We start from the raw sequence: 12979 nt of genomic DNA, 5'->3' as shown, positions 1-12979 counted from the left end.
ATCGCTTACCGCATCCCACCGAAAATGTTCACGAGAGCACATTTTTAAGGAGGTACATGTATGACAGCAAAGGATCAATTCTCCACAGCCCGCAGCCTGGAAGTCGGCGGCAAAACATACCGCTACTACAGCCTGAAGGCGCTTGAAGAACAGGGACTCGGCAGCATTTCCAAGCTCCCGTTCTCGATCAGAGTGCTTCTGGAAGCCGCCGTCCGCCAATTTGACGGCCGCGCGATTACCGAGGAGCATATCAAACAGCTGGCAAAATGGAACGAAGGCGTAGGCCGCAACAAAGAAATTCCGTTTATCCCTGCGCGGATCGTACTTCAGGACTTCACCGGCGTTCCGGTCGTCGTCGACTTGGCCGCGATGCGCGACACCGTGAAAAAAGCCGGCGGCGATCCGAAGAAGATCAACCCGCTCGTACCGGTCGACCTCGTTATCGACCACTCCGTTATGGTTGACGCCTTCGGCACACCCCAGGCGCTGAACTATAACATGGAAGTCGAATTCGAGCGCAACGAAGAGCGCTACCGCTTCCTGCGCTGGGCGCAAACGGCGTTCAATAACTTCCGCGCGGTTCCGCCGGCAACGGGGATCGTTCACCAGGTCAACCTGGAATACCTTGCGTCCGTGGCAGCCACCAAAACGGTTGACGGCGAAACCGTCGTCTACCCTGACTCCCTCGTCGGAACGGACTCCCATACGACGATGATCAACGGTCTCGGCGTCGTGGGCTGGGGCGTCGGCGGCATCGAAGCCGAAGCCGGCATGCTCGGACAGCCGCTTTATTTCGTCACGCCGGACGTCATCGGCTTTAAACTGACGGGCAGCCTGACGGAAGGCGCAACCGCCACCGACCTGGCCCTGACGGTCACCGAAATGCTGCGCAAAAAAGGCGTCGTCGGCAAATTCGTCGAATTCTTCGGCCCTGGGCTTGCCAACATCAGCCTGGCGGACCGCGCGACCGTAGCCAACATGGCACCGGAATACGGCGCGACCATCGGCTTCTTCCCGGTCGACGGCGAAACGTTGTCCTACCTGCGCAACACCGGCCGCTCCGACGAACAAGTCGAGCTGGTGGAAGCTTACTATAAAGCACAAAACATGTTCCGTACGGCCGACACGGAAGACCCTGAGTTCACGGACATCATCGAGCTCGACCTGGCTTCCGTCGTACCGAGCCTTGCCGGACCTAAACGTCCGCAGGACCGCATCGAGCTGACGAACATGAAAAAAGCCTTCAACGATATCGTGCGCACGCCGATCGAAAAAGGCGGATACGGTCTCAGCGATGCTAAAATCGAAGAGAAAGTGACCGTGAAACATGCGGACGGCACCACCAGCCAAATGGGAACCGGCGCCGTCGTCATCGCCGCGATCACGAGCTGTACCAATACGTCCAACCCAAGCGTTATGCTGGGCGCGGGCATCTTGGCGAAAAAAGCGGTTGAACGCGGCCTGAAAAAACCGGGCTACGTAAAAAGCAGCTTGACGCCGGGCTCCCTGGTCGTTACCGAATATTTGGAAAAAGCAGGCCTGCTTGAATCCCTGGAAGCCCTCGGCTTCTACGTTGCAGGTTATGGCTGCGCGACTTGCATCGGCAACTCCGGCCCGCTGCCGGACGAAGTCAGCCAGGCGATCGCCGACAACGACATGACCGTAGCCGCCGTATTGTCCGGCAACCGGAACTTCGAAGGCCGCGTCCATGCGCAGGTCAAAGCCAACTACCTGGCTTCGCCTCCGCTCGTCGTAGCCTACGCGCTGGCCGGAACGGTCAACATCGATCTGCAAAACGATCCGATCGGCCATGACCGGGAAGGCGAGCCTGTCTATCTGAAGGATATCTGGCCGACTTCCGCGGAAATCAAGGAAGCCATGAACCAATCCATGAACGCGGAAATGTTCCGCAAAAAATACGCGAACGTCTTTACCGCCAACGAACGCTGGAACGCGATTCCGGTTCCGGAAGGCGAACTGTACGAGTGGGACGAAAAATCCACTTACATCCAGAATCCGCCGTTCTTCAAGAACCTCGGCACGCAGCTGGATGACATTAAGGACATCAACGCCGCTAACGTACTGGCACTGCTCGGAGATTCCGTCACGACCGACCATATCTCCCCTGCCGGCAACATCTCGCCGACAAGCCCTGCAGGCCTGTACCTGAAAGAGCACGGCGTTGAACGCAAAAACTTCAACTCCTACGGCTCCCGCCGCGGCAACCATGAAGTCATGATGCGCGGCACGTTCGCCAACATCCGGATCCGCAACCAGGTTGCGCCTGGAACGGAAGGCGGCGTTACGACGTACCTGCCGACGAATGAAGTGATGTCCATTTATGATGCATCCATGAAGTATCAAAACGAAGACCGCAACCTTGTCGTCATCGCAGGCAAGGAATACGGTACGGGAAGCTCCCGCGACTGGGCGGCCAAAGGCACGTTCCTGCTTGGCGTCAAAGCCGTTATCGCCGAAAGCTTCGAACGGATTCACCGCAGCAACCTCGTCGGCATGGGCGTGCTTCCGCTGCAGTTCCAAGAAGGAACCGGCTGGAAGAGCCTTGGCCTGACCGGCAGAGAGACATTCGACATCGTGGGTCTGAGCAACGACGTGCAACCTGGCCAGACGCTGACCGTGAAAGCGACGCGCGAGGACGGCACGAGCTTCGAATTCCCGGTTACGGCCCGTCTGGACAGCATGGTGGACGTGGATTACTACCACAACGGCGGCATTCTGCAAACCGTGCTTCGACAAATGATCGCAAACCAATAATAAGCTTAATGAAAAAGGCGTTCCCCAGCCATGATGCATGGCTCGGGGACGCCTTTTTTCTTTCGTGTATGGAGGTGAATCGTGCTTATCTTCATGCGATGCCGGCAACCGGAAACTCTATCTCAGCCCGACATGGTCAAAGCGGTTCCGGATCCGTTCATGCATAAACGACTTGATCAATCCGATCGCCTCCTGTTCCGCACGCTGCGCTTCATCGAATAATCGAACGAGATTTCGGGCCTGTCGTTTCATGCTTGGATCCTCGGCAATGAGGCCCAGCACGTCGAGAAACGCTTGTGCGGTCTTTCGGTAAGCTTGAGCCGCCGGTTCAAGCTGCGGCCATAAAGACGCCAGCACGCCTATATATTCGCCGACGTCCCGTTTGGCGGCCGCATAACATTCGAAAACCTCGCCGGCCTGAACGGGATCGAATGCACCTCCATGGAGTGCCTGCTTGATCGCATCATAAGCCTTAGAGCCGCAGGCATAATCCGCTTCGGGGAGCATCCGGTCATGCGTCTCCCATTTGTAGATTGCTTGCATAAGGGATTCCTTATAAATTTCGATCGGATCGAGTTCGACCGTATCTTCGAGTATCTGATAATACCAGTAGGGTGAACGATTCTGTCCGAATTCCCCGTACGGCAATCGCTGCAGCCCATGTCCGGAGCCGTCGTCGTAATACAGGATGCCTTCTTCGTCGTCATATCCGGCTGCAACGGCAAAGCAGTCCTTCCAGAACACGGCTCCGATCCCCCGGTCCAGCGACGCCTTAATTTCGGCAACCGCCTCCTGCCGATATAACGGAAACGTCGGGTGAAAGGCAAACCCCGCGGATGACGAAGCGGTAACTCCCATAAAATCCGCGGCGAGAAAGTTTTCCGCCACCCAATTGTATGCCGTCGGCGACTCGGCGGTTAAATGCCGATGGACCGCAAACCGGAAGCCGGTAACGGTCATGCCGGCAAGCATCGCCTTGGAACAGGACGTCCAACCGGCATGGGTCAACACCGCATGCATCGCATCGATGTAGGATCTGGACTCCGTGGTCATGCGCAAATCTTTCAGGATGGTTTTGGCCATAACTTCTCCCTTCCGTTTATCTTGCGGTATGCAGTCCCCATCGCGGAACGGTCGACCGTTTCAAATCCGGATATTGGACGGAGATGCTTCTGAAAACGCCCATCGCCCGCTCCTCCAGCTTCTCCGCCTCCTTCAGCACCCCGATCAGTGCCGGAATGCTCTCCTGGCTGAGCGTTCGGCCCCCGTTCGCGGAAACGGTCCAACGCTCCGGCTGCTCCATCATGCCCGCAAGCTGCTCGTAACATGCCGCCGCTTCTTGCAACCCCGGAAACATGAGGGACGCCTCCTGCAGAAAATACATGATTTCCGTCCTCGAGCCCCGAAAGGCATCCCAAACATAAACGGCGCCAAACGAGTCAAAATCCCCTTGCTCCAGCGCATGGATAAAATACGAATAAGCCTTCCTTCCGGAAGCAATGCTGCGGTTCGGGGGAACCGGATGCGGGGTCTCCCAATCGTCCAGCGCCATGCGGAGTGCCTCCAGAACCATGTCTTTCTCCCCGATGTCCACTTTCCCGCCAAACATTTGCGCATACCAAAACGGGGTGAAGTTGATGCCGAAATTATCGTACAACACGATTTTGCTTTCCGCGGAGTACCCGTCCTGCACGTAAAAAATCCGGTCGGCATCGTCATATCCGTGGATAACGCCGAATTCGGGAAGCCAATACACCGCTCCGAGTCCTCGGTCCAGGCTGGATTTGATCCACTTGACGGCATCCTGCTGATATTTCTTAAACGTGGGATGCCTCGTCCTGCCTGCATCCGTCACCGTAAAAATGCCGAGGCTGTCGGCGGCCCGCTTATGAACCGTCCCCCACTCCCCGTAAGCCGTTACCGAAAGCGGCAGCAGCCGTTCATGTACGGAAAAGATGAAGGCCATGCCGCTCAGCGCGGAAAGCCTGTATTTCGGTCCGGAGAATAACCCGGCTCCCGTCAGGACAGCGTACAGGCTGTCGGTAAAAGACTTCGATTCCCTTTTCATCTCCAGTCCGCGCAGAATCACTTCGGCCATCGGCATCATTCCTCTCCATCCAAGCATTTTAAAATTTGTCCGCACCGGTTCCGCAGCTTGGTTTTCAGCCATTTGGGAGATACCAGGTTCAGCCATCCGCCCAGCGTAAGCTGCTGCAGGAACGCGTCGTCGTCATAAAAGTCGATGTCGTAAAAGCCGTCCCCGGCGGGTCTTGCCGGATAACCATGCCAGGCCTCCCCCTGAAGCTCCCGATCCAGCCTAAGCCTGGCCGTAAAAGGTTGGATCGCGGGAGGTCTGCCCTTTACAAAAGGAACGTCCCCCGCTTCGTTTATCTCGAACATGCGATTCGTCACATGCAGGCTTTCGATGGCGTCCAGCCGGTACAGGCGCGTTTTCCCCTCATGTTCTTGGTACGCTGCAACATAATCGGCGTTGTATCGGGACAACAGACGCACCGGACATACGTCCTCCCGGAACTCTCCGTTTTCGGACCGGTAATGGAGATGCACGGTCCTTCGCTGCTCGATCGCAAACGCCAGCTGCCCGCTGATATGGATAAGCCGGGGATCGGCATCGAAATAAGGAAGCCTCCCGGCTCCCTCCCCTTCTTCCTCGCCCGCAAACCTGCCCAGCAGGTGTGCGACCCGCTGAACGCCGGACGGGGCATCGGTGCTGTACTCCCCGTATTTTCGGGCCAAAAATTTCAGCACCGACTTTTCTTCTTCCGTCATGTACAAATGCGGCAGCATGTACGTTTTATCCTCGTAGCCGTATCCACGGTGTTTGGCTATATAAACGAGCGGCGCCCGCAGTGAAACCGCAAGGTATTCGATGTCTCGCTGCGCCTGCCTTCTGGAAATTTCGAATTGAAGGGCAAGATCCCTGCTGCTCGGATAATGCCCTCCCCTAATCCGCTGGTCAAACCAGTGGATCCTGTGCATATTGCTCATATCTTGCTTCTCCTTGTCAGAAGATCATGCCCTTCAGCTATATTGAAGCATTTGCAGGCTCTGGGATACAAGCGGTTTTTGAATCTTTTTCCTGCCGAAGATTTTTGATCCTTACTCCGTACGAGCGGCCGGTTCCGGATTTCGGCTGGCGGCGTCAACCCTTTCTTGCGTGGCTTTAAAGCATTTTTTGCAGACTTTCATGGATGCGCCTTCCGTACTCGTGCGGGTATATAAAAGCTTGATCCTCCCGCTGCCGCAAACCGGACATGTCCCCCGGCCTCTGGACGGCAAATTCCATAATACGCGTCCCCGTTTCGTTTTTGCCATGAACATATAACCTCTTTTCATTCATTTTTCCGCGTTACATGCCCATTATAGGAGATGTGATGCGACATAAAATGTCGTAACAGTTTCCGCTTTCGCTTCTTTGCAAAATGGAGCGTTTCGAAATATGATGTTTATAACCGCCATGAAACGGGTAATGGTTCTACACATGCCGCGCCGAAACATAAGGGCGCTTCCGGTTTGCAGCCGCCATGACGCATGCAGGGTTAGCAAACCTTCGGAAGGAGAGATCATGATGAATGTGCCGCGCATTGCGCCTCTTCACCATTCGTATCCAAGACCACAGATCATCGCATCGAGGAAAAAGGAAAACCTGGAGCAAAACGCAACCTTCAAAGAGCTGCTCATGAAAAAAATGAAGCAAAAACAACAACGTGAATAAACCTGTCGCTTCGCGAACCAAAGCGTCTGCTTAAGCAGGCGCTTTTTTTGCGCAAGCCCGGCCGCCGTTCGCGGCCTTTTTGAGCTGCGGCTTTGGTCAAAATCCTTATTTACACCCAAAATTCTATCTGTTATATTTGTAGTATAACAGTTGCACTTTTGACATTTTGTTTGCGAAAGAAGGGCTTCTTATGATCATCCGTCTGGATATGCAGTCGGAACTTCCCATTTATACGCAGCTGATTAATCAGATTATCGAAGGCATCGCGAGCGGCAGCCTGCAGCCGGGAGAAGACCTCCCGTCCGTCCGGAGCCTTGCCGCGGATATCGGCGTCAACCTGCATACCATCAACAAAGCGTACACGCTGCTCAAACAGGAAGGTTACATTCAGATCCACAGGCAAAAAGGCGTCGTCGTCAATCCGGACGGCATGCCTCCCGCTACGCCGGAGTTTGAGCAGAAGCAGGCGGAGCAATTCAGGCCGCTGATCGCCGAAGCCATATGCCGGAGCATGGATAAGGCGAGCCTGCTGCAAATCGTCGAATCCATTTATGAAGACATCTTACATGGCAAAAAGGAGAATGCATAATGTACTGGATTTCTGCTTTCATGATTGTCGCCCTCTTCATCCCCATCATCATCGCGCTGATTTCCATACCGTTTCTCAGCAGGGAAACCGTCAGTTTCGGCGTTTCGGTCAGCGAAGAGATGTATCACAGCCCGCAGCTGCGGCGGATGAGACAACAATTTGCCTGGATCAGCGGCACGTTGTATGCCCTCCTGCTTCTCGGCTGCCTGTATTCGCTGATGAACGCCGGCGAAGAAGGCCAGGCCACCGTAATATCCATCTTTATTACCGCCGTGATTATTTGCTCGGCAGCGATGAACTTTGCCTTTTACCTGAGAATGAAAAAAACGAAGGCCTCCCTGCCGACCGCGGCGCAGCAGAGCGGAAAAATCGCGATCGACACCCGGTTCCGCAGCAAAAAGATCACGGTTTCCAACCGCTGGTTCATCCTGCATATTGCCGTCATGCTGATCAGCGCCATTCTTGCGATTGCGTACTACGACCAATTCCCTGAGACGATCGCGATGAAATACGACTGGCATGGCGAAGTCACCCGCTCCGTCGACAAATCGCTGCAGGCGGTGCTCGGTCCGAACCTGATGCAGCTGGTCATGATTTTCCTGTTTATGTTCATGAACTGGATGATCCTGAAAAGCAAGCAGCAGATCCATCCCGATCATCCCGAGCTTTCTGCGCAGCGGAATGCGCTTTTCCGCCTCCGGTGGTCGATGTTTAACGTCGTCTCAGGGATGTTGATCACGCTGTTGCTGTCGTTTATTCAGCTCAATATGCGCTACAATCTGCCCGGCAACGTCGTGTTTCCCATCACGATGATGATGCCGGCCATCATCATCGTGATGGCCTTGATCCTCTCGTTTACGACCGGACAAGGAGGCCGCCGCATCGGCCGCCCTTCCGGGGCCGCCAGCGCGACCGCCGTGAATGACGACCGTTTCTGGAAACTCGGCTTTATTTATTACAATCCGAACGATCCGGCCATGTTCGTGGAGAAACGAATGGGCATCGGCTGGACGATCAATTTCGCCAGACCGGCGGCATGGATGATTTTTGCGGGGATTCTTCTCCTCATATTTGCCGCCGGTTATTTTGCAGGCTGAAGCGAAATTGGAGCATTCGCGGCTTCATCGGCATCGGACATCCTAGAATCCAACCTCCGCCTCCATACGATGCCTTTCATTATATAAAGGAGCTAACCGCTCCAGAGGAGGAACCGTCATGAAAAAAAATTCGAAGAAATTACGCAAATTTGCCGCCGCATCCCTCGCGCTTGCGCTGTCCGTGCCCGCAGCTTCCGCCGCAGCGGAATCGTCCAAGGCCGGGACGGCGTACGCGCCGGTGCGCGAAGCCGCGTCCAAGCTGGGCGTGGAGGTTCGCTGGGACCAGGCCGCCCGCACGGTCACGCTGGTCAAAGGCGGCCAAACCCTCGTGCTGACCCCGGGCAAAGCCCAAGGCGTATTCAACGGCAAAGCCGTAAACGTGGGAGGTCCGGTTCAGCTCGTTTCCGGCAAAACGCTTGTGCCTGCCGGTTTCCTTTCCGGCATTTTCGGCCAACCGGCAACCCCGGGGGAAAGTAGCAACCCGGGAGCTTCCCAAGACACAGCCGATTTGTTCCTGAAGGAGCTGCAAGCGGGTAACGGCGCCAAAGCCGCCGAATACATGAGCCCCGCTTTCCAAAAAGCGCTGCCTGTTCAAGCCATCAACGGCTTGTGGAGCAATTACGAGCAGCTGTATGGAAAGGCGCCTTCGAAACCCTCTGCCAGAACGGAGCAAACGAATGCCGTCTACCGCAACGTTTCCTATCTGCTTCAGTGGGGACAAATGCCGGTGAACGTAACGCTCAGGCTGAATGGCGAAGGCCGGGTGGATGACATGTATATCGGCCCTGTCAGCTCTGGCGGATACCAAAAGCCCGCTTATGACAACCCGGCCGCCTATACGGAACAGGAAGTGCGCATCGGTGAAGGCCAGTGGGCCTTGCCCGCCACGTTGACCCTTCCGCAAGGCGAAGGACCGTTCCCTGCCGTCGTGCTTGTCCACGGCTCCGGGCCTCATGACCGCGATTCCTCGATGGGCGCGGCCAAGCCGTTCCGCGACCTGGCCGTCGGTTTGGCGGCCAAGGGCATCGCCGTTCTTCGCTATGACAAGGTGACCTACGAGCATACCTTCAAGGTTGCGGCCGATCCGAAGTTCACGCTGAAGAAAGAAACCGTGGATGACGCCGTCACCGCCGTCAAGCTGCTCAAACAAACGCCTAAGATCGATCCGGGCCGGATCTTCGTCGCAGGCCACAGCCAAGGCGGTTTTGCGATGCCGCTGATCCTCGATGCGGACCAAAGCAAGGACATCGCGGGCGCGATCGTGCTCTCGGGCCCTAGCCTGAAGTTTGCCGATACGCTGATCGAGCAGCAGCAGGAGCTGGTTGCGCGCGTCAAAAAGCTGGGCCAGGACCCTGCCCCGTACGAACAGCAGGCGGCTGCATGGACCCAAATCGCCCGGCTGGTGAACGATCCGCAGTATACCGTGGACCATATGCCTGAAAACTTCCCGCTCTCCCCGGCGTATTGGTGGTTTGAGCAGAAAAACTATAAACCCGTCGATCTGGCCGTCAAGCAACAAACGCCGATGCTCGTCCTGCAAGGCGAAAACGACTGGCAGGTGACGATGAACCAGTTCAACGAGTGGAAAAAGGCGCTTCAAGGCCGGAGCGGCGTCGAATTCAAATCGTATCCGAAAATGAACCATCTGCTCGCGGAATACGACGGCATCTCGATCGGTGCCGAATATGCGATGCCGTCCAACGTATCTTCCGCGCTGATCTCCGATATCGCGGCGTGGATTCGGAAAAAGTAAAGGTTTGCGGGGTTCTCGGCTTCCGAAGGAATCGGGATGGAATTTACGCCCATTCTCTGGGATAATGAACTCATGAAATGGTTCATCTTTTATATGGGAGGTCTTTTTCGATGAGTGAGAAACGCGTAATGACAGCCGAGGACCTGTACCGCATCCGCTGGGTAAGCGATCCTGCAGTTTCGCCCGAAAACGGCGCGACTGCGTACATACTGAAATCGGTCAACGACAAACATGACGGGTACGTGACCCAAATCCGCCTGATTCAGCCGGGCGGCGCGGACGTTCCGTTTACGGCCGGCGAGCAGGACGGAGCGCCGCAGTGGTCCCCTGACGGTGCGCAGCTGGCTTTTCTCCGGAAAAAAGGCGATGCTCGCCAGGTGTGGATCATGCCCGCGCATGGCGGCGAAGCCCGGGCCGTGACCGAATTGAAGCATGGAGTAAGCGCATTCAAATGGTCGCCGGACGGTTCCGCCCTGCTTCTTAAAGCCGAAGCGCCGGACGACAAGGAAGAGCAATTGGACGCCAAAGCCAAGGACGAACCTGCGCTGCCCGAGGAAAAAATCGTGGACCGCATCCGTTACAAAGCCGACGGCGTCGGTTTGCGAAGCGGCCGCAGATCGCATTTATTCGTATTCGACATCGCGGGCGCAAGCAGCGTCCAGATAACGTCGGGCGCGTTTGACGTCGGGGCTTTCGCCTGGTCGCCGGACGGCAGCCGCATCGCGTATACGGCGGAGCTGCCTACGGACGAGTATGCCGACGCCGATCTGAGACCGACGAACGATCTGTATGTAACGGATCGTACGGGAAGCGAAACGCGCCGGCTGACGGACGGCAAAATCAGCATCGGTTCCGTCAGCTATACGCCGGACGGCGGATCCATCCTGATGCTTGCGGATGATCTGTCCTGCGGTTACGCCACGCTGACCCGCATATATCTCATCCCGGCGGAAGGCGGCGAATACCGCGCCCTCTATACCGATCTCGACATCCAGATCGGCCACAGCTGCGTCAGCGATATGCGCGCAGGCGCCGGAACGCCGCCGGTCTTCAGCCCGGACGGAGCGCATGTATACCTTCAGGTGAGCCAGCTGGGGCGCGTCGAGATCGCCCGTTATGCCCTCGACGGCTCCGAATTCGAAATCGTCGCCGGCGGGGACCGCGAGATCTACCAGTTCGCCCTGACGCCGGAAGGCAGCCTCGTATTTGCCGCTGCCGATCCTTTGCACCCCGGCGATTTGTACCGGCTGGAACTGCCGGGCCGAACGGAAACCCGCTTGACCGAATGCAACAAAGAGCTATGGAGCGAGCTGACGCTGAGCGAGCCGGAAGAGTTCCGGTACGCGGCCGGAGACGGCTGGCCGATGCAGGGCTGGATCATGAAGCCGATCGGCTTCAAGGAAGGCTCCAAGGTACCGGCCGTTCTCGAAATCCACGGCGGACCGCAAGCCATGTACGGCCATACGTTCATGCATGAGTTCCAGCTGCTGGCCGCCGCCGGTTATGCGGTATTCTACACGAATCCGCGCGGCGGGCACGGCTACGGACAGGTCCATGTCAACACGGTCCGCGGGGACTATGGCGGACGGGATTACCTCGACCTGATGGAATTTACGGACTACGTGCTGGACCACTATCCTTTCGTGGACGGCTCCCGTCTCGGCGTGACCGGCGGAAGCTACGGAGGATTTATGACCAACTGGATCGTCGGCCATACGAACCGCTTCCAGGCGGCCGTCACCCAGCGTTCCATCTGCAACTGGCTTTCGTTCTACGGCGTGAGCGATATCGGCTACCACTTCACGGAGGACCAAATCTGGGGCAATGCGTGGGATGACGTCGAAAAGCTGTGGAAGCATTCCCCGCTTGCTTATGTCAAAAACGTAAGCACCCCGCTGCTCATCCTTCACGGCGAGCAGGACATGCGCTGTCCAATCGAGCAGGGCGAGCAGATGTTCGTCGCGCTGAAGCGGCTGGGCAAAGAAACGCAGCTGATCCGTTTCCCGGGAGCGGATCACAATCTGTCCCGGAGCGGCAATCCGTATCTTCGCACAAGACGCCTCACCCATATCGTCCGCTGGTTCAAAGAGCATATCGAGGCATAAAATCAAACAAAGCCCGCGCCGACCGAAACGTTTACGGTCGACGCGGGCTTTTTGCCGTCTAGATCATCAGTCCCATTTCATGGGCCGCTTCCATCAGTACCGGCGCAAACTCATGCAGCGTATCCTCGCCGATCCGGCTGATCGGACCGGATACGGAAAGCGCCGCAGCCACTTCCCCCCTCCGGTTCACGATCGGCACGGCAACCGCGGCCGCTCCCGGCTCGCGCTCTTCGAAGCTGGTCGCGTATCCGCGCTCCCGGATCTCCGCCAGCATGCGGAGGTAACCTTCCGGATCGGGCATCTCCGGCCATTCCGGATCGCCGAACAACTCCCGCCGGTCTTCCTCCGAAGCAAAAGCGACAAGCACCTTGCTCGAAGCTCCGACGTACAGCGGCAGGCGGGCGCCGACCTGAGCCACGCGGCGGATCGCCTGGTTGCTCTGCACCGCCTGGATCCGCAAGCGGTCTTTTCCGTCCCGCAAATACAAGCTCACCGTTTCCCCGAGCCGGTCGCGCAACCGCTCCATCGCCGGAAGAAGCAGCACGGCCGGATCGTCGCTTTTGGACAGATGCGTGGACAGCTCCCATACCTTCAGCCCCAGGCGGTATTTTTCCGTTGCCGCATCCCGCGCGACGAACCCCTTCTCCTCGAGCGTCGTCATCAAACGATGCACCGTGCTTTTGTGCAGGCCGATCTGCCCGGCGATTTCGGTCAGCCCGAGCTCGCTGCTTTTGGTAAAACACATCAATATGTCAAGCGCGCGCTCGACGGCGCGTACGGTTAATTTGCGGTCTTCCATTCCTGTTCCCGCCCCTCTTAATGTTTCACCAAATGAAACATGGTTACAATAATTATAAAAAATTCAGCCCCCAAAGTCTACTTTTTCGCTAAAAATCTGTTTCGGCGGCGCTAAAAAAAGAAACC

The 12979-nt window shown here is 56.8% G+C and carries 11 protein-coding genes; 6 read left to right on the top strand and 5 right to left on the bottom strand.

What is annotated here, in order from left to right; all coding sequences use genetic code 11:
• Positions 1–60: 60 nt before the first annotated feature.
• Positions 61–2775, top strand: coding sequence for an aconitate hydratase AcnA (acnA, locus tag KI367_RS12755; RefSeq protein ID WP_212950066.1), 2715 nt, complete (start codon positions 61–63; stop codon positions 2773–2775).
• A gap of 117 nt (positions 2776–2892) precedes the next feature.
• Here acnA and KI367_RS12750 read toward each other — a convergent pair whose 3' ends face one another.
• The 4 genes from KI367_RS12750 to KI367_RS12735 all read right to left on the bottom strand — a co-directional run bounded on the left by KI367_RS12750 (position 2893) and on the right by KI367_RS12735 (position 6111).
• Complete coding sequence (locus KI367_RS12750; protein WP_212950064.1) at positions 2893–3858, bottom strand: hypothetical protein; 966 nt, start codon at positions 3856–3858, stop codon at positions 2893–2895.
• Positions 3859–3874: 16 nt separating this feature from the next.
• Positions 3875–4873 (bottom strand): cysteine peptidase family C39 domain-containing protein, encoded by a 999-nt coding sequence (locus tag KI367_RS12745; protein ID WP_246536883.1) that lies wholly within the window; start codon positions 4871–4873, stop codon positions 3875–3877.
• Positions 4874–4878: 5 nt separating this feature from the next.
• Positions 4879–5784, bottom strand: coding sequence for a helix-turn-helix transcriptional regulator (locus KI367_RS12740; RefSeq protein WP_212950062.1), 906 nt, complete (start codon positions 5782–5784; stop codon positions 4879–4881).
• Between the two features lie 111 nt (positions 5785–5895).
• The gene (locus KI367_RS12735) at positions 5896–6111 is read right to left on the bottom strand and encodes a hypothetical protein (RefSeq protein WP_036707549.1); all 216 of its coding nucleotides are present in this window, start codon (positions 6109–6111) and stop codon (positions 5896–5898) included.
• Between the two features lie 253 nt (positions 6112–6364).
• On the opposite strand from KI367_RS12735, the gene KI367_RS12730 reads away from it, so the two are divergent.
• From KI367_RS12730 to KI367_RS12710, 5 genes are all read left to right on the top strand, one after another.
• Positions 6365–6511, top strand: a complete 147-nt coding sequence (locus KI367_RS12730; protein WP_212950060.1) for a hypothetical protein — start codon at positions 6365–6367, stop codon at positions 6509–6511.
• Between the two features lie 190 nt (positions 6512–6701).
• Positions 6702–7100, top strand: coding sequence for a GntR family transcriptional regulator (locus KI367_RS12725; protein WP_036707442.1), 399 nt, complete (start codon positions 6702–6704; stop codon positions 7098–7100).
• Positions 7100–8197: a DUF1648 domain-containing protein gene (locus KI367_RS12720; RefSeq protein ID WP_036707440.1), complete on the top strand. Its 1098-nt coding sequence runs from the start codon at positions 7100–7102 to the stop codon at positions 8195–8197. Before KI367_RS12725 ends, KI367_RS12720 begins: the two co-directional genes overlap by 1 nt.
• A gap of 118 nt (positions 8198–8315) precedes the next feature.
• Complete coding sequence (locus KI367_RS12715) at positions 8316–9950, top strand: alpha/beta fold hydrolase (protein WP_212950058.1); 1635 nt, start codon at positions 8316–8318, stop codon at positions 9948–9950.
• 110 nt (positions 9951–10060) lie between these two features.
• Positions 10061–12055: a S9 family peptidase gene (locus KI367_RS12710; RefSeq protein WP_212950056.1), complete on the top strand. Its 1995-nt coding sequence runs from the start codon at positions 10061–10063 to the stop codon at positions 12053–12055.
• Positions 12056–12113: 58 nt separating this feature from the next.
• On the opposite strand, the gene KI367_RS12705 is transcribed toward KI367_RS12710, so the two are convergent.
• Positions 12114–12854, bottom strand: a complete 741-nt coding sequence (locus tag KI367_RS12705) for an IclR family transcriptional regulator (protein ID WP_036707437.1) — start codon at positions 12852–12854, stop codon at positions 12114–12116.
• Between the last annotated feature and the right edge of the window lie 125 nt (positions 12855–12979).

It is taken from the genome of Paenibacillus cookii (genome assembly GCF_018333375.1).
In the GTDB taxonomy this organism is placed as follows: domain Bacteria; phylum Bacillota; class Bacilli; order Paenibacillales; family Paenibacillaceae; genus Paenibacillus_AQ; species Paenibacillus_AQ cookii.
This window is presented reverse-complemented; position numbering and strand designations above follow the sequence as displayed.

Bases quoted from the DNA above. Each gene is read 5' to 3' on its own strand.
- KI367_RS12745 (WP_246536883.1), bottom strand. From the start codon at position 4,873: ATGGCCGAAGTGATTCTGCGCGGACTGGAGATGAAAAGGGAATCGAAG.
- KI367_RS12740 (WP_212950062.1), bottom strand. From the start codon at position 5,784: ATGAGCAATATGCACAGGATCCACTGGTTTGACCAGCGGATTAGGGGA.
- acnA (WP_212950066.1), top strand. From the start codon at position 61: ATGACAGCAAAGGATCAATTCTCCACAGCCCGCAGCCTGGAAGTCGGC.
- KI367_RS12750 (WP_212950064.1), bottom strand. From the start codon at position 3,858: ATGGCCAAAACCATCCTGAAAGATTTGCGCATGACCACGGAGTCCAGA.
- KI367_RS12730 (WP_212950060.1), top strand. From the start codon at position 6,365: ATGAATGTGCCGCGCATTGCGCCTCTTCACCATTCGTATCCAAGACCA.
- KI367_RS12720 (WP_036707440.1), top strand. From the start codon at position 7,100: ATGTACTGGATTTCTGCTTTCATGATTGTCGCCCTCTTCATCCCCATC.
- KI367_RS12735 (WP_036707549.1), bottom strand. From the start codon at position 6,111: ATGGCAAAAACGAAACGGGGACGCGTATTATGGAATTTGCCGTCCAGA.
- KI367_RS12725 (WP_036707442.1), top strand. From the start codon at position 6,702: ATGATCATCCGTCTGGATATGCAGTCGGAACTTCCCATTTATACGCAG.
- KI367_RS12715 (WP_212950058.1), top strand. From the start codon at position 8,316: ATGAAAAAAAATTCGAAGAAATTACGCAAATTTGCCGCCGCATCCCTC.
- KI367_RS12710 (WP_212950056.1), top strand. From the start codon at position 10,061: ATGAGTGAGAAACGCGTAATGACAGCCGAGGACCTGTACCGCATCCGC.
- KI367_RS12705 (WP_036707437.1), bottom strand. From the start codon at position 12,854: ATGGAAGACCGCAAATTAACCGTACGCGCCGTCGAGCGCGCGCTTGAC.